We start from the raw sequence: 21,418 nt of genomic DNA, 5'->3' as shown, positions 1-21,418 counted from the left end.
ACCACGCCCACAAAACGGCGCTCACAACGACCGGTTCGTCGGTCAGTCACACCCGGATGCCCCTCGCTCGTGAACCCGAGTCGCTGAACCCGGAAAACGTGGGTTGTTCAACAGTGTCCTAGCGGCGCTGACTGGTTGCGCCACCCACGGTATGGGGTCTAGCGAGGGAGGGCGAAGGCCGCTAGCGGACTTCCGGCGAGCATGGGTCCGTATTCGGGGCGCACTTTGGGTTGGGAAGGCTCCGGCACTTGAGGCCGCCTTCCTTGCAGCGGCGACGCCTACCCGAGCTTTGGCCGGCCAGGCGGGCCCCCGTGGCCTCGGTCTCTTCCACACGGCTCGGGGGGCGTCGATGCGGGTTTCGCCGGGCGTAACACGCGCTTAGGGGAATCGCCTCGAGCCGCGGCACCATCCCGAAAGGCGTCAGCGCGGCCAGGCCCCCTCAGCTCTGCTGCACCCACGGCAATAGATCCGGCGGGATCCTCTCTCAGAGCTCGGCCTGCAAGTGCAGCTCGACATTGATCGCTTGGCCTCGTGGCTGAACCACACAGGGACCAAACCCCCGCCGCTGGCCTCACGGTTGGCCGCCGAAACTAAGCGGCCAACGAGCGGTCAGAGATTTGAGCCCCCCGCAACGCAAAGCCCTTCGACCAGCCGGTTGCCTTTGGGCCGCCCAGGCTGAAGAAGCAGCGGGGTTCGACGGAGGAGGAGGGACGCGTCCGGCGGCAGGAGGCGACGCGATCCTTCCCGACTTCCGACGCTTCTTTGGGCCAAGGCCGCCCCGGCGGACCTACCGCCGGGCGACGGGCCTGCCCTAGGTCGCCCCGATGCGGCCGCAACCAGGACTGCAGCCCAGCCGGCCCGCGAGGCGTCCCGCCCGTCGGCTCTGACCCCTCACAGCGGGCTTCTTGGCCAACACGGCCGCTCGGGTCGTCGAGCGGCTCCGAGTAGCGCAAATCTCATGAGCCGGTGGTGCCGCGAGCCGCTCGCACGAACCGCCGCACGCTGTTCCACGTGAAACCTAGCGGCGGTGATGCTTGCATTGGGTGAGGGTTGGTAGAAAGATGCAGCGGTGACCGACCCCGACGAACTTCGGGCCCGGGCTGCCTCCATCTTCCGCCAGCTTCGTAATGAGGCTGACGATCGGCGAGACGAGAAGCGGGACTCCGCCCCCGGCGGGCACGCCGCACCAGCGTCTGATGCAGCCCTGGCCGCTCCGGAAGACCGGCAGCCGGACCCATCTGCGGAGGGGACAAGCGACACGGGCCCCCGGGAGCTCGGCTCGGACCGCGAGCCGGTTGAACAATCGGAGAGCGATCGGCCCCTTCCAGTGCAAGGACCGCCCCTTGACGGGCCGGGCGGAAGTGCGGGACTAGCTCCCCGGTGGCCAGACGTCGGCAACCTCGGGTCGATGGCCGCTGGAGCTGCACCCGCCGAGCCGTCCGAACTGTTCACCGCAGAGTCCAACGCCGCTACTGTCGACATCGCCGAACCCGGGCGAACCTCAGCGGAAGGTGAAGTTCCGGCCTTCCCGCTCACTGGTTGGGGCTCGCCTACCAGTACGGGGGCGCCCGCGGGGGATCCCGATTCGTCGGGGACGCCGCAGCCTCTTCCTTCTATGTCGCCGGGAGGAACTCTCGTCCACCCGGCAGGCAGAATCGCCGAGGCCGGATCCGCAGCTAGGACCGGAGCCACCCAAGCCACCGAGGCAGCGGAGGCCGCCGCAGCCACACCGGTCGAGACTGGCGAAATCTCCGAGCCCGCCGAGCCCGCACAGCCCGCCGATCGCACACAGCCCGCCGGGCTCACCCAAGCGGCCGACTCTCCCCAGGCTACCGAACCTACCGATCCCACCGAACCTACCGGACCTACCGAGCCTCCCCAAGCGACCGAGCGAACCGACGCCACGCAAGCCGCCGAGCCTGCCGAGGGCAGCACTCCGCCCCCGGCCTCGCCTTTCTCGGCGTCCACTCCCTCGCCGGCACCCGCTCCAGCCACACCGTCGGAAGCCTCCTCAGCGTCCCCACCGGCAACCGCCGTGGCAGCCCCGGCTCCGGCCCCGCCTGCAGCCTTGGCGCCCGAGGAGGCCACCTGGGCCGCCACCAGGCAGAAGCTGGCAGAGATCACCGAGTTGGTCCCCCAGGCAGACGGGCTCCCCGATGCCGGCATCGGGCCGACGGGCCGTCCTCGCCATCCCGGGGCCCGTCACCCACTCCCTCGGGTGATGGCGATCGCCAACCAGAAGGGGGGCGTGGGTAAGACCACGACCGCCGTCAACCTGGGAGCCGGGCTCGCCGAACTCGGCTACCGCGTGCTGGTTGTAGACCTCGATCCGCAAGGCAACGCCTCGACCGGCCTCGGGGTCAATGCCCGGAACCTCGAGGCGTCGGTGTACGACGTGATCCTCCACGACGTCCCGATGGAGGACGTAATCGAGCCCACGACCCTGCGCAACCTGTTCGTGGTGCCGGCGACCATCGACCTGGCGGGCGCCGAGATCGAACTGGTACCGGCGTTCAGCCGTGAGCTGCGGCTGCGACGGGCCGTCGAGTCGGTAGCGGATGACTACGACTTCGTCATCATCGATTGCCCGCCGTCGCTCGGCCTACTGACTGTGAACGGCTTGGCCGCCGCCAGCGAGGTCGTGGTACCGATCCAGTGTGAGTACTACGCGCTGGAAGGACTTGGGCAGCTCCTGCGCAACGTCAACCTGGTGCAGACCAACCTCAATCCCCGTCTGGAAGTAAGCACGATTGTGTTGACCATGTACGACGCCCGGACCCGCCTCGCCGAACAGGTGGTGGGCGAGGTTCGCCAGCACTTCGGCGACCGGGTGTGCAGGAACGTGGTTCCGAGAACGGTCCGCCTGTCAGAGGCGCCGTCGTTCGGTCAACCGATCATCGTGTTCGATCCGTCCTCCCGCGGTGCTATCGCCTACCGGGAGCTGGCCAAGGAGGTAAGCGGTGGCGCGGCGCAGCGGGTTGGGTAAAGGGTTGGGGGCGTTGATCCCCAACGAGGTTCAGGGCGATCGGGCCTCCCGGCTGCTGGAGGTGCCGGTCAGTGCCATCAGGCCGAACCCCCACCAGCCGCGGAGCGTCTTTGACGAGGAGGCTCTCGCCGGCTTGACCGCGTCAGTGCGCGAGCTCGGCGTGCTGCAGCCGGTGCTGGTGAGAGCCTCAGGCGAGGAGGATGTGTTCGAGCTCATCGCCGGTGAGCGCCGCTGGAGGGCAGCCAAGCGGGCCGGGCTGCTGACCATCCCGGTCATCGTGCGGGAGGTCGACGGGGTCGCCGCGGTAGAGCAAGCCCTCGTCGAGAACCTCCACCGCTCGGATCTGAACCCGCTCGAGGAGGCCGCGGCGTACCAGCAGCTGATCGAGGACTTCGGACTGACCCACGACCAGCTCTCCACCAGGGTGGGGAAGAGCCGGGCCGCGATCACCAACACTCTCCGGTTGTTCCAGCTCCCGCCGGCGGTTCAGCGGCTGGTAGCGGACGGCGAACTGACCGCCGGGCACGCTCGAGCGTTGCTCGGCACCCCCGACCGGGCTTTTCAAGAGGCGCTTGCCCGGCGCGTGACCGCCGAGCAGCTATCCGTCCGGGCGGTAGAAGAGGCGGTCCGTAACCGCAACGAGCTGGGCAACGAGATGGGGGGTGTGCCCCGAGAAAATGCCAGAGGCGGCGGGGGGGCCGGCGGCCGGTTGCGCCCTCCCGGCGTTCTGGAGCTCGAGAGCCTGCTGTCCGACCTGCTCGCCACCCGGGTCAAGGTCGACATCGGTGCCAAGCGAGGCAAGGTGCTCATCGAGTTCGCCGATCTCGAGGATCTCGAGCGCATCTATCGGGCCATGACCGAGTCCTCCTCTGTCGCCCAGTGAGCGACACCTCCCAATTGCCTCAATACCCGTTGACTGCGTCTCACTATTCGGGACTAAAGTCTTACTTAACATCGAGGCTTTAGGTGCTATGAACGTTCATCCACACCCTGTGGTCAAAGGTGTGGATTACTGAAGCGAACGAAACCGCCCAACCGCCGGTTGGTACGCCACAGACGACGAAGGCCGGGCCCCGAACGGGCCCGGCCTTGGTTTCGTCCCCTGTTGCCAGGGCTCAGAAGCGCTTACAGGTAAGGGTGTAGCTCCTGCAGCAGGGCACCCTTCGGCTTCGCGCCGACGATGCGGACCTGGGGTTCCCCATCCTTGAACAGGATCATGGTGGGAATGCTCATCACGTCGAACCGCCGGGCCAGCTCGAGGTTCTCGTCGATGTTGATCTTGCCGATGGTGATCTTGCCCTCGTTGTCGGACGCGATCTCATCGAGGATGGGGGCGACCATCTTGCATGGACCACACCACTCCGCCCAGAAGTCGACCAGCACGGGCGCGGATGCGCCCTTGATCTCCTCGTCGAACGTGGCATCAGTGAGCGTCAGCTCGCTATGGGACACAGACTTCGCCTTCCTCCGAACTCATTGACCCGGGAAGCTCCCGAGCCTGACTGTGATGACAACACCACAGCCTGCGGGCTGATTCCCGGAGGGTCAGCCGGCCCAGTTCTCGACCAGGGGGCCGTCTTCGGCGCCGATGGACTCGAGCCAGCGTTCGGCGTCGATGGCGGCCATACAGCCGCTGCCCGCGGCGGTGATGGCCTGGCGGTAGACGTGGTCCTGCACGTCGCCGCAGGCGAAGACCCCATCCAGGTTGGTGGTCGAGGAGTTGGGGGTGGTGACCAGGTAGCCGTTTTCGTCCATGTCGAGCTGACCGACGAACAGGTCGGTGTTGGGCACGTGCCCGATGGCCACGAACACGCCGGTTACGTCGAGCCGGGAGGTCTCACCGGTCTTGGTGTTGCGCAGGTCCAGCCCCTCGACCTTGCCGTCACCGACGATGTCTTCGACCACGGTGTCCCAGAGGAAGGAGATCTTCGGGTTGTTGAATGCCCGGTCCTGCATGATCTTGGACGCCCGCAGCTCTGAGCGGCGGTGGATGACCGTTACCGACTCCCCGAACTTGGTCAGGAAGTTGGCCTCCTCCAGAGCCGAGTCCCCGCCGCCAACAACGGCGATGTGGTGACTACGGAAGAAGAATCCGTCGCAGGTGGCGCAGGTGGAAAGCCCGTGACCGAGCAGGCGTCGCTCCGCTTCCAGGCCGAGCATGAGAGAGCGGGCGCCGGTGGAGACGATGACGGCACGGGCGGCGTATTCGATCTCCTCGCCGGTCGAGGGATCCGGTGCCCACACCCGCTTGGGGGTGGATTCCAGGTCCACCCTGGTGGCCTTGGTGGTGAGGAACTCGGCGCCGAAGCGCTGGGCCTGGGACCGCATGTTGCCCATCAGCTCCGGGCCCATGACGCCGTCGATGAACCCAGGGAAGTTCTCCACCTCGGTGGTGAGCATCAGCTGACCGCCGGGCTGGTCGGAGGTGGAGGACGGTGAGCCCTCGATCACGAGCGGCGCCAGGTTGGCCCGCGCCGTGTAGATGGCTGCGGTCAGGCCTGCGGGGCCGGACCCGATGATGATGACGTCGCGCAATTCTTGGCTCACTGGAGTTCTCCTACGGTCGCTGGGGGATCCGCTTCCGCCAGAGGAACATCCCAGCGAGCAGGAATATTGCAGCGATCACCGCGTCGACCACCCAGACCTGCCGCCCGGCAGGGTGGAACGGAAGGTAGACGTGGAGCCGCACCGCGGCTATGACCAGGAGGATCAGCGCTGCGACCGCAGCGGTGCCTGCCAAGATCCCGAAAACCACGATCCGCGCGACCTTGGTGATCGGGACGGTGGTCTTGTCCCGGACGGTGCCTACCACGGACTCGATCCGGTCGGCGATCTCGACAGTCCAGTCCGGAGTGGGCGGGGCCGCCTTGGGGTCTGCCATGCGTAGAGACTACGCGGAAGGCGCGCTACGAGCGCCACTGGGGGCGGGTACCGTAACGCCGGTGAGGGTGGCGCTGGCGATCGTGGCCGCAGCAGCGGTGGCGTTCGTGGCCGCGGTGATCCTCGGCGAGTACGCGTTCGTCGGGGTGACGCCGTGGGCTGCGGGGCTGGTTGTACCACTCGCGGTGGCGGAGACCTGTGCCCTCGCCGCCGGCCGGCGCCCGGCGTGGCTGTGGCCGTTCGCGGCCGTGACCGGATCCGGCGGCGTGGCGTGGGGTGTGTGGCTGTCGATGGGCCGTGGCCTCGATCCGTGGCCGTCTGGGGGATCGATCGCCGTCGCGCTCGCGTTGGTGTGGCCGGTGGCGGTCGGCGCCGCCCTCAGGCGGCGGCACACTGCCGGCGTTAGCTGACGGTGATGTCCCCGATCTGGGCCCGGTAGGGCGGCCCACCGGTCGACGTCAGCCACAGGAGCACCCAGCTGCCGCTGCGACCGCCGAGAGAGAAGGTCGTGGTGGTGCCGCTGGCGGTTTTGGAGTCGGTTGAGGCGCCCCACACTCCGACGCCGGTGGCCGTGGCCGGGAAGCTCGACGCGACGTAGGTCTTCGCGCTCCACCCGCCGGCGGGTGAGGTGACGACCATCCGGTGGAGGGTGTGGGTTGCGGTCAGGCGCACAGCCAGGCCGATCCCCGGATACAGGTTGCCGAAGTGGGCGTTGGTGTAGGTGTCGGTGGTCCACACCGTCGCAGGGTTGTTGTCTATCACGTTGGCCGCGCCGGCTGGATCGTCAGGGGAGTGACCCTCGAGCACGAACACCTTGGCGGAGGCCAGGGGGAACGCACCGGAGCTGCCTGCGGTACCGGGGGAGTCAGCGGCGTTGTTCCCGTGGGAGGAGCTGGTCAGCAACACCGCGGCGACCACCGCTCCGGCGACGACCAAGGCTGCGACCACCAGCCCAGGACCCCGCCGGCGCCGGCGGCGGGGCGGCTGCTTGCCCTGCTTGTAATCGCGCCCGGCGGTGGCGCCGTTGCGGCCTGCCCTGGTGGCGCCGGCCCCTGGGCGCGAAGGACCGTATCCGCCGGTCGGGTTGCGGGTGGTCGGGTTGCGGGTGGTCGGGTTGCGGGTGGTCGGGTTGCCCCCGTCACGCCCGCCGGCGGGGTAGCCGTTCGGGGCGGGGTAGCCGTTCGGGGTCGCGAAGCGGCTGGTGGCCGGCGACCCGAGCGCGCCGGCGATAGACGTCGGAGGCTGCCCGGCGCCGGGGAACGGGACGGCGCCGGGGTACGGGAGAGCACCGGGGTGGGACCCCGTGCGCGGGTGGGAGGCGCCCCCATGGACGCCGGTCTGATCGACGCTGGGGAGGGCCCAACCCGCGGGAGGCGTGCCCCGGCGAGGCGTCGTCCTCGACGGCGGGCCGGAGGGGAAGACCGTCGTCGGCGCGCCGCCGGGCAGGGGCGACGGCGCCGGTATCTGGCCGCTCGGGTCGCCGGGCCGGATCGAACCGCCAAGAGCCCGCCGCAGTTCGGCGGCGGAGGCGAACCGGTCGGCCGGGTCCTTGGCGAGGAGAGTCGCCACGATCCCATCCAGCCCAACAGGAACACCGGCCCGCCTGGAGGACACCCGCGGCGCCTGCTCCCGAAGGTGGGCGAGCGCGGTGGCCATCTCGGTGCGGGCGCTGAAGGGCGGCTCGCCGGCCAGCATCTCGAAGAGCACCACGCCGAGGGCATAGAGGTCGGCCCTGGCATCGGGCTCCCGGCCCTCGACCTGCTCGGGGCTCAGGTACTTGGGGGTGCCGAGGACCATGCCGGTGGAGGTCAGGTCGACACCGACGCCCTCGGCGGCCTTTGCGATCCCGAAGTCGGTGACTTTGATCCGGGGCAGGGGACCTTCATCGTCGGTGATGAGCACGTTGGCCGGCTTGATGTCCCGGTGCACCAGGTGGGCCCGATGGGCATGGACCAATGCGTCGGCGATCTGGTCAGCGATCGCTACCGCGACCGGCACCGGCAGGGGACCCCGGTCGGCAAGGAGCTGGCGGAGGGTCTGTCCCCGGACCAGCTCCATGACTATGTAGGCCACTCCACCGTCGAGGCCGGTGTCGTAGGTGGCCACGACGTTGGGGTGCGCGAGGCGCGCCGCGGTGATCGCCTCTCTCCTGAACCGCTCGCGCACCACCTGATCGGTGGCCAAGTGGCTGAGGAGAACCTTGACCGCGACCGGACGGGAGAGCACCTCGTCGTAGCCCTCCCACACTTCCGCCATGCCGCCGCGGGCGATCGGCCCGATCAGCCGGTACCGGCCTCCGAGCGTGTGGTCGACCGCAAGCGGTGCGGAGGCATCGGGACCCGGCACGACGACTCAGGCTACCGCCGCCGCCGCCGTGCCAGAGGTCGGGCTGGACGAATCCGGCGGACGATCAGGCCGGGATGTAGGCGACCCCGACGGCGCCGCGGCCGATGTGGGTGCCGATGACCGGACCGATGTCTCCCTGCAACACCGGCCTGCCCTGGGGCTGGATACCTTCCAGCATCGCCAGGAACTGATCGATGTCGTTGGCGTCGGCGCCCATCACCGCGAGGCGCTCGAGGGGGCCGGCGGCCTTGACCTTGTCGGCCAGGTACCGGAGGCTGCGGCCGCGGGTGCGCTGCTTGGACTCTTCCTCGACCTTGCCGCCGCGAACCTCGATCACCGGCTTGATCGACAGCAGAGAGCCGACCAAAGCCTGCGCCCCGCCGATGCGTCCGCCCCGCTTCAAGTCGTCGAGGGTGTCGATGGCCCCGAAGACCTTCATCGACGCCACCGCCGACTCGGCCTTGGCCACGACTGCGTCGAGGTCGTCCCCTGCGGCGGCGGCCTCCGCAGCGACTTGCACCACCAGTCCCTCGCCGAGGGTCACCGACAGCGAGTCGACGACGCGGACCGGGAGCTCGCCCTCGAGGGAGCGGGCGGCTTGCCGGGCGGCCTCGATCGTGGCGGACAGCTTGGACGACAAGTTGACGCACACCACGCCGTCCGCGCCCTGCTCGGCCATGGCCCGGAACGCCTCGGCAAACATGCCAGGCGAGGGGGCAGACGTCTCCGGCAGCGCCTTCGACGCGCCGAACCGGGCCCAGAACTCCTTGGTGCTCAGCTCGCTTCGATCGACCAGCTCCTCGGTGCCGAAGCGGATCCGCAGCGGTACCAGTCCGATGCCGAGCTCGGCGAGCAGATCGTCGGGCAGGTCGCAGGCACTGTCGGTGACCACTCGGATGGTGGGCATGTTCCCCCTAGAGGTTGTGGGCGTAGGTGGGAGGCCACACTACGAGCGAGTCCCGCTCGCGAGTAGCGACTCCCGCTCAGGAGTTCGGACCCCGCCGCCGCCCGGATGGTGACACGTGGTGGCCGCCGTTCGCCTCTGCTCCACCGTTTGCACCATGGGCACCATTAGCACCATTGGCACCATTCAAGCCGTTGGCTCCGTTGCGCCACGGGAGGTCTTGGCCCGGTCGTCGTACCGGGGCGCCGGCGACGAGAAGAACTCGGAGATCACCGGGTCGTCGTCGAGCCAGTGGGTGACCGGGTCGCCGACGGGAGCGCCGAGCGCGTCGCTGGCGCGCTCGGGCGCAACGGCCTCCACCGAGTGACCATTGGACGCTGGTCGGGCCGGGTCGGGGCCGACCGGGCCGGGACCGGCGGCCGGCGTCTCGGGAGCCGGGGGAGCTTGGAGCTCGGAGCCGGCGAGCGGATCGCCGACGGCCGGGTCGACCAGCTGACGGGCCCGGCGTCCGTGGCGGGCGTTGCGGACCCACCAGACGATCAGACCCAACGCGGCGACGACGATCAGCACCACGCCCACGTCCGAGAACGCCGTCGAGCGGACGGTGTCGCGGTTCGAGGCCAGGACCACCCCGCCGTCGGGCGACGCCAGGGTGACGAGCATCGCGAACACGCCGCTGGTGCGGGTCTCCACAGGTATGCGAAGGGTCGTGGCCTCACTGGTGAGGGTCAGCTGGCAGGTCTCGGTCGTCGAGTCGGTGACCGTGCACGTCCCAAGCGAGGTCCCGAAAGGCCTGAAGGTCAGCTTGGGGCTCACGATGCGCAGCTGCACCCGGGCCCGCAGCGACGGGTTGGACAGCACGGTCAGCGGGATCGTGCCGGTCCTGGCGGTCAGGGTGATCGACGAGCTGCCAGGCAGCGAGATCCCCGCCTCGGCCTTCTTCACCGCCGTCTCCACGCCGGCGAGGATGCCGGCGCGGGCCCCGGGCGCCACGACCGACGAGGTGGCGAACAGCAGCTGGCGCTGCGCGGGGCCGATGACCTTGGCCTGGTTGGGGGCGATACCCGCGAGGCCGGCGACCGCGGCGCGCGCGGCGCGCACCGAGCCGGCCAGCGGCTCGGGGACAGGCGGGCGGGTGTCCACCAAGGTCCGGGTGACCTGAGGCGACGCGGCGGGGACGGTACGGAACAGGTTGTCGACGGTCACCGGGGCGAGGAGTGGGTTGGCCTTCAACCCGGCGAGGACGGTGCCCAGGACCGCCGGGTCGACCGGACCGCTGCCAGGGGGAAGGAGGGCGACCGCCCGGGCCACCGACGGAGCCTCCAGCTGCACCAGCGACAGGCCGGCGAGGAGCTGCTCCCCGGCCAGGACCGGGTCCTTGCTCCGTGTCAGGTAGCCGGACAGCTCCGGGTCGGCGGCCATCACTGCCGCCGTCCCGGCCCGCTCCGCGTTGAGGGTGGTGGGGCTGGCGAAGGTGATCTGACGCTGCAGCGCCGACAACGTGCTCATGTCGGCGTCGGGCAGGACCATGCGGGACACGCCCGTCGACAGCAACGCGGCGAAGCCGGTCTCGTCGAGCGGGCCGCGGACCGCGGCCGCGGCGGTGTCGGGCTGGCGGTGCAGTCCGCTGGCCAGGGCGGCGGCACCGGCGCGGTACTCGGTCTGCAGCTCGCTCGACAGGCCGGCGGCGTAGAGAGCCGACCGGTTGAGCGGGTAGTACGGCGACGCCAGGAGCTGGTCGTCGGAGATGCTGGCGGCCAGCGAGGCGAGGGTGGCTCGGTCGGTGGCGTCACCCGCGCCCAGCCGGTCGAGCACCTCCGGCTGGACGTCGAGGGTGACCGGAACGGTGCTTTGCTGCTGGAGGACCGAGACCAAGGAGGCCAGGTCCGATGAGGCCGACGCCGGCAGGCGGGTGGGGGTAGGGCCGGCATCGACGGGGCCGCCTACGGGGACCGTGAGCGACACCGCCAGGCGAGGAGAAGACGACGACGGCCCGGATGAGAAGACGAGGAAGGTCACCGTCGGCTTGCCGATCGGCGCCAGCGACCCGGTGTAGACCTGGAACGCGACCGGGTATACGGCCGAACCGTCGTGGGCATAGAAACCCCCGCCGCTTTTGGGGTTGACGGGCACGTCGACGCCGATGGTCCCGTCCGCGGCGGGTGTCAGCGTCGCCAACGGCTTGGACACGTTGTACCACTGCTGGTAGCCGCGGGGGTGCCCCCCGACGGCCTGGTCGAAGTCCGACCTCGACGTCAGGCGGGAGTACACCGCCGTGTAGACCCGGTCGGTCGTCGGGTCGGGGGCGGTGACCTTCAAGTCGGCGTGGAACGTCCCGGAGGTGGTGACGACGGGTGTCTGGGCAGCCAGCCCGATGCTCGGCGTTGCCGCAGAGGCAGAAGTCGTCGGCGACGCGGCCGACGCCCGCCCGCCTGGAAACGCGAGGAAGGCCACCGCCGCGGCCAGGAACCCGATCGCCGCGACCAGCCGAGCAGTCCGAGATCCCGTCACGACAGGCCTGCCGACAAGACGGAGAGCCCCACCGGTTCGTCGGTGAAGCCGGTGGCCCGGTAGAGGGTCAGGGCGGCGTGGTTGCCCATCTGGGTGTTGACGACGGCCTTGTCCACCCCGTGCCGGCGCATCCAGTGCAAGCCGTCGAGAAGCAGCCGGCGGCCGGTGCCGTGGCGCTGCCGGGAAGGGTCCACCGCGAGCCGCTGCACGAACCCTCGGCGTCCGGCCCGACCGCAGATCGCGTAGCCGGCCACCTGGCCGTCGGCGGGATCGATCGCGGCCCGGAAACGGGTGTGGGGGGTGGCGGCGATCGCCTCGGCCAGGCCCGGCCCGTCGAAGCGCCAAAACGGCGGGAACGCCGCGCCGTCGACCCGCAGCACCTGCGCCCGGCGGCGGTGCATCGGGCGCACCAGGCGCAGCCCCGGCGGCACCGGATCCAGCGCGGCGCGGAGGTCCAAGCCGAGGAGATGGAGGTGCTCCTCGACCCCGAACCCGGCTGCGAGGAACCCGGTCTGCTCGATCGGCGACAGCGCCCCGGTCACGACCCTGGTGAAACCCCGCTGTGCGAGCGTGTCGAGGCAGCGCCGGAGGAACTCCGCTGAAGGCAGCGGCGCTTCAGGAAGTGGAGAAAGGAAGGCGATGCTGCGGTCACCCCGCCAGCTGCCGGCCCTGGCCCGTTCGCGGCCCCATCGAAGCACGTCGGTCGACGGCGCGCTCAACTCACACCCCCGCGAGGGGGGCTGGCGTCCTGAAGCTCACGGCGACCACAACGGTAGTGCGGCGACCCCCGGATCTACGGTCCACCCACGGGTGAGCCGCCCGGCCGCCGTACGCCTCCCGGCGCCGTACCCTGCAACAGTGCCGATCCTGGTCGAGACCCACCCGGCTTTCGCCGACCACCTGACCGGGCCGGGCCACCCGGAGCGTCCGGCCCGGCTGCACGCGGTGGAGCTCGGCCTCGCCTCGTCGGACGTCGAGGTCGTGCGGGCTACGCCCCGCCCGGCCCGTCGCGAGGAGCTGGAGCGGGTCCACACCCCCGTCTACCTCGACGCCATGCAACGGTTCTGCGCGGCCGGTGGGGGCGCCCTCGACGGGGACACCGAGGCGTCCAGCGGTTCGTGGGACGCCGCCCTGCTCGGCGCCGGCGCCGGGGTCGACGCCATCGAGCGGCTGGGGCGAGGCGAAGCCACCGCCGCGTTCGTCGCGGTGCGACCGCCCGGACACCACGCCACGCCGACCACCGCGATGGGCTTCTGCCTGATCAACAACGTGGCGGTCGCCGCCGCCGCCCTGGCCTCCTCCGGCGAGCGGGTGCTGATCGTCGACTACGACGCCCACCACGGGAACGGGACGCAGGACGCGTTCTACACCGACAGCCGGGTCACCTACGTGTCACTCCACGAATGGCCGCTGTACCCCGGAACCGGGTGGCTGGACCAGACCGGCGAGGGCGCCGGCGCCGGCGAGACCGTCAACATCCCGCTGCCCGCCCGGGCCACCGGCGACGTGTACCTGGCCGCGTTCGACACCGTCATCGCCCCTCTAGCGGCCCGGGTGGCGCCGACCTGGTTGATCATCTCCGCCGGCTTCGACGCCCACCGCGCCGACCCGCTGACCGGCCTGGCCCTCTCCTCGGGGGACTACGGGGAGCTCACGGCGCGCCTGGCGACGCTGGTGCCCGCCGGCCGGCTCCTGGTGATGCTCGAGGGCGGCTACGACCTTCAGGCGCTGGCCGACTCGACGGCATCCACCATCTCCGCCCTGGGCGGTGCCACCATGCTCCCGGAGCCATTGACCAGCGGCGGTCCAGGACGTGAATTGGTCGACGCCGCGGCGCGGCTCCATTCGCGCTGACCTCCCGCCGCTACGCATTTTTCCCCACCCTTAGGTCAGCGACCGGACCTGTCGATGCATACATGGTGCTCGACCTGCAAGCGATCCTCACCTACCTGGTGGAATTGGAGGGGTCCGACCTTCATGTGAAGGCGGCCTCCCCTCCTCGCGTGCGTGTCAACGGCGACCTCCGGCCCGCGCCCTTCCCCGTGATCGAGGCCGGCGACATCGAAGAGGCCCTCCGGGTGGTCATGCCGGTCGACCGTATCGAGGAGTTCCACAAGACCGGGGAGGCTGACTTCTCGCTCTCGGTCACCGGGCTCGGCCGCTTCCGCGGCAACGCCTTCCGCCAGCGGGGCAGCGCGGCGATGGTCCTGCGCCGGGTCCTGCCCGCCGCCCTCTCCGCCATCGACCTGGGCCTGCCACCTATCGTCACCCGGCTGGCCGAGGAGCACCGGGGCATGGTGCTGGTCACCGGGCCGACCGGCTCGGGCAAGACCACCACCCTCGCCGCCATGATCGACCACATCAACCAGACCCGGTCGGCCAACATCATCACCATCGAGGACCCCATCGAGGTCCTGCACCCCGACAAGCGCTCCATCGTCTGCCAGCGTGAGATCGGCACAGACACCAGGGACTACGCCCAGGCCATGCGCCGGGTGCTGCGCCAAGACCCCGACGTCATCCTGATCGGCGAGATGCGCGACACCGAGACCGTCGGCGCGGCGTTGACCGCGGCGGAGACCGGCCACCTGGTCCTCTCCACCCTGCACACCACCAACGCCACCGAGACCATCAACCGCATCGTCGACTTCTTCCCCCCGTTCCAGCAGCAGCAGATCCGGATGACCCTGGCCAGCGTGCTGAAAGGCGTCGTGTCGCAGCGTCTGGTCCCCAAGGCCAGCGGCGACGGGCGGGTCCCGGCCATCGAAGCGATGGTGGTCACCGGCCGCATAGCCGACCGGATCGTCGACCCGTCCGCCGCGCAAGGTGAGAGCATCGAGGAGCTCATCGCGGATGGCGAGTACCACGGGATGCAGACCTTCGACCAGAGCCTGTTCTCCCTGTTCAAGGCCGGTGAGGTGACCCTGCGGGCCGCGATGGCGGCCGCCACCAGCCCGCACGACTTCCGGGTCGCGCTGCAGACTTCCGGGTTGCTGGCCACCACGTAACCGGGGCTATTGAGCCTTGGGAAGGCCCGCCAGCCCGTAGGCTGATCCGCCGTGATCCCCGACCGTCTACGCCCGCTGGTGGAGGAGACCGGGCCGCTCGCGGCCCGCTTCGAGTCCGCCGGCCGGCGCCTCTACCTCGTCGGAGGAGTCGTGCGCGACGCCGTGCTCGGCCGCCTCGACGACAACGGGGACTTGGACTTCACCACCGACGCCACTCCCGACGAGACCGAGGCCATCCTCTCAGGCTGGGCCGACGCGGTGTGGACGCAGGGCAAGCGGTTCGGGACCATCGGGGCTCGGCTCCCCGGCGCCCGGCCGGCGCCTCAGTCACCTGAACCGCCTGAGTCGTCGGCGGCCCCATCCTCGGGGACGTCATCCTCGGGGGCGTCATCCTCGGGGGCGTCATCCTCGGCGGGGGCCCCGTCAGCGGCGCGGGTGGTGGAGATCACCACGCACCGCGCAGAGGCGTACAGCGCGGACTCCCGCAACCCTTCGGTGACCTTCTCGACCGACATCGAAGCCGACCTCTCCCGGCGCGACTTCACGGTCAACGCCATGGCCCTGGCCCTGCCGGACATGCGCCTGATCGACCCCTTCGACGGCGTCGCGGACCTGGCCGCCGGCCGGCTTCGTACCCCGCTGCCGCCCGAGGAGTCCTTCGCCGACGACCCGCTGAGGATGCTGCGCGCCGCCCGCTTCGTCGCCGGCTACGGGCTGACCCCCGACCCGGACCTCGTGGCGGCCATCACCACCATGCGAGCCCGGCTCGACATCGTCTCCGACGAGCGCATCCGAGACGAGCTGGACAAGCTGATGGTCGTCGAAAAGCCCGGCGCCGGCCTGTGGCTGCTCGTGTCGACCGGCCTCGCCGAGGAGTTCCTGCCCGAGCTGCCGGCGCTGGCCCTCGAGCAGGACCCCATCCACCGCCACAAAGACGTGCTGGCCCACACCATCGCGGTGATCGAGAAGACCCAGCCCGACCGGTTGCTGCGCCTCGCCGCGTTGTTCCACGACGTGGGAAAGCCGAAGACTCGTTCGTTCGGGCCTCGAGGGCACGTGTCGTTCCACCACCACGAGGTGGTCGGCGGCCGCATGACCCGGGACCGCATGCGGGCGCTGCGCTACCCGACCGAGGACATCGACATCGTGGCCACGCTGGTGGACCTGCACCTGCGGTTCCACACCTACCGGATGGGCTGGACCGACGCCGCGGTGCGACGCTACGTCCGTGATGCCGGCCCGCTGCTCGACCGGCTCAACGAACTGACCCGCTGCGACTGCACCACCCGCAACGCGGCCAAAGCCCGGGCCCTGGCCCGGCGCATGGACGAGCTCGAAGAGCGCATCGCGGTCCTGCGCGAGCAGGAGGAGCTTGCCGCCATCCGGCCCGACCTCGACGGCGTCGCGGTCATGAAACGCCTCGGCATCCGGCCCGGGCGGGAAGTCGGCGAGGCGCTCAACTTCCTGCTGGAGCTGCGACTCGAGGAGGGGCCGCTCGGCGAGGAAGAGGCTGGCCGGCGGCTGGACGCCTGGTGGGCGGAGCGCAATTCCGGGACCTAGCTCTGGCCTCGGCGGCGTAGCTCTGGGCCTGGAGGGCTCTGGGCCTGGGCCTGGCTATGGGCCTGGAGGCCCTGGGGCTGGGCCTGGAGGGCTATGGGCCTGGGCGGCACAGCCGGCGCGACGCCCACTCGGTCAGCGGTTCACAAGAGCACATGTCTCAAACCCGCGCTGGAGCACGGGTTCGCGCCATGTGCTCTTGTGAAAGCCGGCGGGCGTCGCGGACGGACACCACCGCCAAGACGGCCCAGGAGACGGCAGTGAGCGCGAGCGCCAGCTCGAGGTAAGGGCGGGGCGAACCGTGGGTGAAGTGGTGGTACAGCTTCACGAAGGCCCCCTTACCGCCAACGGTGTGCTCGGCGATGGCGGTCTGCACGCCGTAGAAGAAGTTGACAGCCCACGGCGCGACGGTCGCCACCGCGAGCAGCACCCGCCGGCGGCCTGCGAAGGCGGGCAGCAACAGCGCCGGGACCAGCATCGTGAAATACGAATCGTTGACGTGGTAAAAGAGCGAAAAGACCGCCAGGACCGCTGACGCCATCATCAGGGCCAAGGCGGTGGGGTCGGCGGGAGTGACGCCGCCTGCGTCGGGCCGGCCGGTGCGCACCCACCATCCCAGGACCGCAGCGACGCCAAGGACCGCCAAGACCTCCGACAGCCGCGACTCGAGGGCGTTGGACAGCGAGACGTGCAAGGTCAGAAGCGTCCAGCCCTGGGTGCCGAACGGGGCGTTGGGGTGGAAGTGAAGCAGCGCCAGGCCGTGGCCTTGCACCGCACCGAGGATCACCAGGTACGCGTAGACCGCCACGATCGGGGCGGCCCCAGCGGCTAGGACTTCCCGCCGGCGGCCCGGTGGGCACAAGAACACCAAGACCACGAGCGGGAGCAGCAGGAAGATCTTGGCCGCCACGACCCCGACGGAAGCGGCCAGCGCCGCGAGAACCCACGACCGGCGCCACGCCAGGAGCAGTGTCGCGGCGAAAAAGAAGGCCGGTACGAAGTCCTTCTGCCCCATCACGGTGCTGGTCATCCAGGTCATCGGCACCGTCAGCCACGCCAGGTAGCACCACCGGCGGGTTCGCGCGCCTGCCCCCAGGCGGTGGAGGCTGACGGCGTAGAGGGCCGCGGTGAGCAATTCCCAGGTGATGGCCGTGATGCGGATGACGTAGAAGTCGGACACCACCGGGCTGAAAAGGGCCACGGTGGGGGCGAGCAGCGCGCCGAAAAATGGCGGGTACTGACCGTAGGGGGCGCCGGTGTTGGTCAGCCGACCGAAGGGGTCGCGGGCCAGGACCAGCTGCAAGCCGGAGTCGTCGCTGATCTCCCGGCCGTGCACGAAGTGCCCGACCAGGATCAGCGTGGCCACCCGCACCACCAGGATCACCGCTAGGAACGCGACGGTCTCGATCACCGGCGCCCACCGATCGGAGGGCGCCGATGCCCGGAGGTGAAGGTTCAGCTTCCTTCTTTCCTGGCTCGGACCACGAGGGTGAGCGGCATCGAGGCCATCGCCGGATCCCATGCCAGGCTCCGCGGCGCGTGCGGCACCGGCTCCGGCTCAATGAAGGCGTCGACTCGGTAACTGGCCCGCATCAAGGCGGTGTAGAGATCCGAGAAGGTACGAGGGAAAACCGTCAGCTCGGTGCCGCCGTGGTGCTCGACGACAGGAGAACGGTCGAAGTAGGAAGGCGACCGGCCGGCCCGCATCCCGGCGCTGATGGCCCAGAAGGGGTGCATCACACTGAACGCCAGCGGCGCCCCGACCTTCAAGACCCGGTGGACCTGGCGGAACACCCGGCTCAGATCCTCGACGTAATCGAACGCGTTGGCAGCGAACGCTCCGTCGATCGAGTCCGCCCTGAGAAACGCCAGATCGGCGAGGTCCCCCTGGCGCAGCTCGACCCGCACCTCCTCGCGCTCGCAAAGAGCCCGACCCCGGGCCAGTTGCTCGGCGGAGAAGTCGACGCCGATCGCGGTGGCCCCGGCCTTGGCAAAGGAGATGGCGGCCTGCGCAGCACCGCAGCCGAGGTCAAGGATCCGCTTGCCCTTGACGTCACCGAGCAGCCTGAGATCGGCCTCGGTGGGGATATCAGGGCCGTAGACCGCGACGTCGGTGGGGAGCTGTGCGGCCTCTTGGTACTCGGCGGAGAGGCGGTCCCAGGATGCGGCTTGATCGGTCGGCACAGGCGTCATCCTGCCCTATTAGCCGGGCGACCACGCGGGCGCGCGCTCGCCCGGCTGACGGGACGGAACTGCTGGATGGCGCCTAGGCCTTGCCGGCGGCGAAGTCCTCGACCATCTGGTGGGCGATGTCGTCGTGGTACTGAACCGGCGGCGACTTCATGAAGTAGGCGGAGGCTCCTTCGATGGGGCCGCCGAGACCCCGGTCCAAGGCCAGCTTGGCGCAGCGCACGGCGTCGATGATCACCCCGGCGGAGTTGGGGGAGTCCCACACCTCCAGCTTGAGCTCGATGTTGAGCGGGACGTCGCCGAAGTTGCGACCCTCGAGGCGGATGTACGCCCACTTGCGGTCGTCGAGCCAAGCCACGTGGTCCGAGGGGCCGATGTGCACATCATGGGCCTCGATGCCGTGCTCCACCTGGCTGGTGACCGACTGGGTCTTCGAGATCTTCTTCGACTCGAGGCGCTCGCGCTCGAGCATGTTTTTGAAGTCCATGTTGCCGCCGACGTTGAGCTGGTAGGTGCGGTCCAGTACCAGGCCCCGGTCCTCGAAGAGGCGGGCCAGGATGCGGTGGACGATGGTCGCCCCTACCTGGCTCTTGATGTCGTCACCGACGATCGGAACGCCGGCGTCGGTGAACTTCTGGGCCCACTCGGGGTCAGAGGCGATGAACACCGGGATGGCGTTGACGAAGGCCACCTTGGCGTCGAGGCAAGCTTGGGCGTAGTGCTTCTGCGCGTCCTCGGAACCGACCGGAAGGTAAGACACCAAGACGTCGGCTCGACTGGCCTTGAGGACCTCGACCACATCGACCGGCTCGACGGGGGACTCCTCGATGGCCTGGCGGTAGTACTTGCCGAGACCGTCGAAGGTCGGGCCACGCTGAACCTCGACGCCGACATCGCCGACGGAGGCGAAGCGGATCGTGTTGTTCTGGCCGGCGAAAACCGCTTTGCCGAGGTCGAGTCCGACCTTGGCCGCATCGACGTCGAAGGCCGCCACGAACTCGACGTCGCGCACGTGGTAGCCGCCGAGCTCGACGTGCATGAGGCCGGGCACCGACTCGGTGGGGTCGGCGTCCTTGTAGTACTCGACGCCTTGCACCAAAGAGCTGGCGCAGTTGCCGACGCCGGCGATGGCGACGCGGATCTTTGAACTCATCGGGGATTGTCCTCCTCATCCCGCGCCAAGGGCGCGGCCTTACGTGCCTGCGCCGCTGCGGTTTCCCGCAGCCCCGACAGGCTGGGCCGATCGGCCCTCTTGGGTGCTGACGCGGGAGGGGACTCCTGCGCCGGGGGGTAGCCGGCGGCATCGGATGATGCCGGCCGGGGCACGGCCCGAGACGGCTGGGCCTCGGGGGAACGGCTCCCGGGTGACTGGGCAGCGCCGGCCCGCTCGCGGGCGATCAGCTGCTCCAACCAGGAGATGTCGTGCTCGGTGGCCTCGCGATCGTGCTCGACGAGGCTGCGGCTGTAGGTGTCCAGGCGGTCGACGCCGGCGCGGACCCGGCTACGGATGCGGGTCAGTCGGTCCAGTAGGTGGAGCCGGCGCCGCTCGAGCATGCCCAGACGGGCGTCGGGCGGGAGGTGACCGGCGAAGACCAGCCTCAGGTTGAACAGGCGGTCGTCGTCGCTGGATTCGGCACCGGCGACCAGGAGCTCCTCGAAGAGCTGGCGGCCGTGGGCGGTGATGCCGTACACCTTCTTGCCCCGGGTACCGCGGGTGCCTCGAGCCGTCGCCCGACGGGCGCGGTAGGCGGCCATCTCCCCGCCGAGCGAGCCGGTCATCGGGACCGGAACGCTCCCGTCGCGTGCCTCGACGGCCTTGAGGGCGCCGGCCTTCTCCAGTCGGGCCAGCGCCGGGTACAGGGAGCCGAACGAGACCCCGCTTCCGAAGCCGAGCGTTTCGCCCAGCCGCTTCTTCAGCTCGTAGCCGTGAAGCTCCTGCTCAGTGAGCAGTCCGAGGATGGCCAGTCCCAACACCGCCTCCACTCTACACACCGAATCGATGTATCGGGCCGATATATCGATCGGGACGGTGGGGGCTGCGCTGGCCGTCCGGTGCCGGCGCACCCAGCGGTAGGGTTTCTGGGTGATGAGCTTCAGGCCGGAATCCCTGCGGGGCGCCAGCAGCCACGTCGCCGGCCACGTGGACTACCGCCTGGCTCGCAACTCGATCGTCAGTGAGTTCCGCAAGGGACGCCTATCGCGCCTCGACGTGTGCGACGCCCACCCGGAGCTGCTGCGGGCCGCGATCAACGTCGGGGAGGAGACCAGAGAGGACTGCCCGATCTGCGAGGAAACCAAGGTGCGCCTGGTGTCCTACGTGTTCGGCAGCCGGCTGCCTCCGAGCGGGAAGTGCGTTACAACCAAGCGCGAGCTGGCCCGGCTTTCGAAAGGCACCGCTGATTTGGCCTGCTACGTGGTTGAGGTGTGTCCCAACTGCTCGTGGAACCACCTGGCACAGACCTTCGCGCTGGGGCGCCGAGCCCGGACGGCTGGGCGCAGCGCGACCTGAACCGGAGGGTCGCCCGCCGACTGTCGCAGGTCGGTGGCATGCTGCCCCCAATCCCCGCCGGGCCTGCTCAGGGTTCGGCTCGCCGCACCACCGACTGATCCATGGCTCCTTCTCCTCCTCCAGGTGGGCGAGGCCAGCTGCGCTGGTCCGACCTGACCCCCCGCCAGCAAGCGGCGGTGCTTCGCGGCCGGGCGGCCGCTGCGCAGGCGCGCTCGGGTAGCTCCGCCAAGCCCGGCGCCCCCAAATCCGGAGCTCCCAAATCTCCCTCCGCCAAATCCGGCGGCAGCCGAGCCGGCGGCTCCAAGGCCTCCGCGGCGGGGCGAGCGGAGGCGGGGCGAGCGGCGGCGAGAGGCGACGGGGAGAAGCGGCCGGCCAGGGGGGCATCGCAGCCTCGAACGAGGGGCGCCGGCCCCAGCGGGGCTGGGCCCAAGGCGGCTGGACGCAGAGGGTCAGGACCGACGGCGGCCCGGGGCAAGGCCGCGCCGGCCCGACGGGCGGCGCGCTCGGGTCAGACCGGCCCCGGGCGG

General features: G+C 70.0%; 18 protein-coding genes. 7 read left to right on the top strand and 11 right to left on the bottom strand.

From position 1 onward, the window contains the following. Window positions 1–2,068 precede the first annotated feature (2,068 nt). Both K6U06_RS22435 and K6U06_RS22430 read left to right on the top strand, forming a co-directional pair. Window positions 2,069–2,986, top strand: a complete 918-nt coding sequence (locus K6U06_RS22435) for an AAA family ATPase (protein ID WP_316044744.1) — start codon at window positions 2,069–2,071, stop codon at window positions 2,984–2,986. Then, window positions 2,961–3,869 (top strand): ParB/RepB/Spo0J family partition protein, encoded by a 909-nt coding sequence (locus tag K6U06_RS22430; protein ID WP_262324214.1) that lies wholly within the window; start codon window positions 2,961–2,963, stop codon window positions 3,867–3,869. The genes K6U06_RS22435 and K6U06_RS22430 overlap by 26 nt, the downstream gene beginning before the upstream one ends. Before the next feature lie 242 nt (window positions 3,870–4,111). On the opposite strand, the gene trxA is transcribed toward K6U06_RS22430, so the two are convergent. The 3 genes from trxA to K6U06_RS22415 form a co-directional block, all read right to left on the bottom strand. Then, window positions 4,112–4,438 carry a thioredoxin gene (trxA, locus tag K6U06_RS22425; RefSeq protein ID WP_262324213.1) on the bottom strand — a complete coding sequence of 109 codons (327 nt, stop codon included), beginning with the start codon at window positions 4,436–4,438 and terminating at the stop codon, window positions 4,112–4,114. Window positions 4,439–4,531: 93 nt separating this feature from the next. After that, on the bottom strand, window positions 4,532–5,533 hold the full coding sequence (trxB, locus tag K6U06_RS22420) for a thioredoxin-disulfide reductase (protein WP_262324212.1): 1,002 nt from the start codon (window positions 5,531–5,533) through the stop codon (window positions 4,532–4,534). Window positions 5,534–5,543: 10 nt separating this feature from the next. Continuing rightward, window positions 5,544–5,867 carry a hypothetical protein gene (locus K6U06_RS22415; RefSeq protein ID WP_262324211.1) on the bottom strand — a complete coding sequence of 108 codons (324 nt, stop codon included), beginning with the start codon at window positions 5,865–5,867 and terminating at the stop codon, window positions 5,544–5,546. 61 nt (window positions 5,868–5,928) lie between these two features. Here K6U06_RS22415 and K6U06_RS22410 point away from each other — a divergent pair, with 61 nt between their 5' ends. Next, window positions 5,929–6,276, top strand: coding sequence for a hypothetical protein (locus tag K6U06_RS22410; protein WP_262324210.1), 348 nt, complete (start codon window positions 5,929–5,931; stop codon window positions 6,274–6,276). On the opposite strand, the gene K6U06_RS22405 is transcribed toward K6U06_RS22410, so the two are convergent. The 4 genes from K6U06_RS22405 to K6U06_RS22390 form a co-directional block, all read right to left on the bottom strand. Beyond that, on the bottom strand, window positions 6,269–8,212 hold the full coding sequence (locus K6U06_RS22405) for a protein kinase domain-containing protein (RefSeq protein WP_262324209.1): 1,944 nt from the start codon (window positions 8,210–8,212) through the stop codon (window positions 6,269–6,271). The genes K6U06_RS22410 and K6U06_RS22405 overlap by 8 nt on opposite strands. A gap of 64 nt (window positions 8,213–8,276) precedes the next feature. Continuing rightward, a complete protein-coding gene (locus K6U06_RS22400) occupies window positions 8,277–9,119 on the bottom strand; it encodes a DegV family protein (protein WP_262324208.1) in 843 nt (280 codons plus the stop codon). A 183-nt stretch (window positions 9,120–9,302) separates the two neighbouring features. Further along, window positions 9,303–11,627 carry a DUF6049 family protein gene (locus K6U06_RS22395; protein WP_262324207.1) on the bottom strand — a complete coding sequence of 775 codons (2,325 nt, stop codon included), beginning with the start codon at window positions 11,625–11,627 and terminating at the stop codon, window positions 9,303–9,305. Continuing rightward, entirely contained in the window at window positions 11,624–12,346 is a 723-nt protein-coding gene (locus K6U06_RS22390) for a GNAT family N-acetyltransferase (protein ID WP_262324206.1), read from the bottom strand. Before K6U06_RS22390 ends, K6U06_RS22395 begins: the two co-directional genes overlap by 4 nt. Window positions 12,347–12,485: 139 nt before the next feature. Here K6U06_RS22390 and K6U06_RS22385 point away from each other — a divergent pair, with 139 nt between their 5' ends. The 3 genes from K6U06_RS22385 (at window position 12,486) to K6U06_RS22375 (ending at window position 16,195) form a co-directional block, all read left to right on the top strand. Further along, window positions 12,486–13,481: a histone deacetylase gene (locus tag K6U06_RS22385; RefSeq protein ID WP_262324205.1), complete on the top strand. Its 996-nt coding sequence runs from the start codon at window positions 12,486–12,488 to the stop codon at window positions 13,479–13,481. Between the two features lie 62 nt (window positions 13,482–13,543). Beyond that, entirely contained in the window at window positions 13,544–14,635 is a 1,092-nt protein-coding gene (locus K6U06_RS22380; protein WP_262324204.1) for a type IV pilus twitching motility protein PilT, read from the top strand. A gap of 51 nt (window positions 14,636–14,686) precedes the next feature. After that, window positions 14,687–16,195 (top strand): CCA tRNA nucleotidyltransferase, encoded by a 1,509-nt coding sequence (locus K6U06_RS22375; protein ID WP_262324203.1) that lies wholly within the window; start codon window positions 14,687–14,689, stop codon window positions 16,193–16,195. A 157-nt stretch (window positions 16,196–16,352) separates the two neighbouring features. Here the strand turns inward: K6U06_RS22375 and K6U06_RS22370 are convergent, their stop codons facing one another. The 4 genes from K6U06_RS22370 to K6U06_RS22355 form a co-directional block, all read right to left on the bottom strand. Continuing rightward, window positions 16,353–17,603, bottom strand: a complete 1,251-nt coding sequence (locus K6U06_RS22370) for a glycosyltransferase 87 family protein (protein WP_262324202.1) — start codon at window positions 17,601–17,603, stop codon at window positions 16,353–16,355. A 44-nt stretch (window positions 17,604–17,647) separates the two neighbouring features. Continuing rightward, a complete protein-coding gene (locus tag K6U06_RS22365) occupies window positions 17,648–18,376 on the bottom strand; it encodes a class I SAM-dependent methyltransferase (RefSeq protein ID WP_262324201.1) in 729 nt (242 codons plus the stop codon). Between the two features lie 82 nt (window positions 18,377–18,458). Continuing rightward, the gene (locus K6U06_RS22360) at window positions 18,459–19,535 is read right to left on the bottom strand and encodes an inositol-3-phosphate synthase (protein ID WP_262324200.1); all 1,077 of its coding nucleotides are present in this window, start codon (window positions 19,533–19,535) and stop codon (window positions 18,459–18,461) included. Further along, on the bottom strand, window positions 19,532–20,356 hold the full coding sequence (locus K6U06_RS22355) for a PadR family transcriptional regulator (protein ID WP_262324199.1): 825 nt from the start codon (window positions 20,354–20,356) through the stop codon (window positions 19,532–19,534). Before K6U06_RS22355 ends, K6U06_RS22360 begins: the two co-directional genes overlap by 4 nt. A gap of 112 nt (window positions 20,357–20,468) precedes the next feature. On the opposite strand from K6U06_RS22355, the gene K6U06_RS22350 reads away from it, so the two are divergent. Beyond that, window positions 20,469–20,891: a DUF5318 domain-containing protein gene (locus tag K6U06_RS22350; RefSeq protein ID WP_262324198.1), complete on the top strand. Its 423-nt coding sequence runs from the start codon at window positions 20,469–20,471 to the stop codon at window positions 20,889–20,891. Window positions 20,892–21,418: the final 527 nt, after the last annotated feature.

The sequence above is a fragment of the Acidiferrimicrobium sp. IK genome (assembly GCF_025499425.1).
In the GTDB taxonomy this organism is placed as follows: Bacteria; Actinomycetota; Acidimicrobiia; order Acidimicrobiales; family Palsa-688; genus Acidiferrimicrobium.
The sequence above is the reverse complement of the archived record's forward strand: the minus strand, read 5'-3'. Positions and strand labels throughout refer to the sequence as shown.

Bases quoted from the DNA above. Each gene is read 5' to 3' on its own strand.
- K6U06_RS22350 (WP_262324198.1), top strand. From the start codon at position 20,469: ATGAGCTTCAGGCCGGAATCCCTGCGGGGCGCCAGCAGCCACGTCGCC.
- K6U06_RS22415 (WP_262324211.1), bottom strand. From the start codon at position 5,867: ATGGCAGACCCCAAGGCGGCCCCGCCCACTCCGGACTGGACTGTCGAG.
- K6U06_RS22360 (WP_262324200.1), bottom strand. From the start codon at position 19,535: ATGAGTTCAAAGATCCGCGTCGCCATCGCCGGCGTCGGCAACTGCGCC.
- K6U06_RS22380 (WP_262324204.1), top strand. From the start codon at position 13,544: ATGGTGCTCGACCTGCAAGCGATCCTCACCTACCTGGTGGAATTGGAG.
- K6U06_RS22400 (WP_262324208.1), bottom strand. From the start codon at position 9,119: ATGCCCACCATCCGAGTGGTCACCGACAGTGCCTGCGACCTGCCCGAC.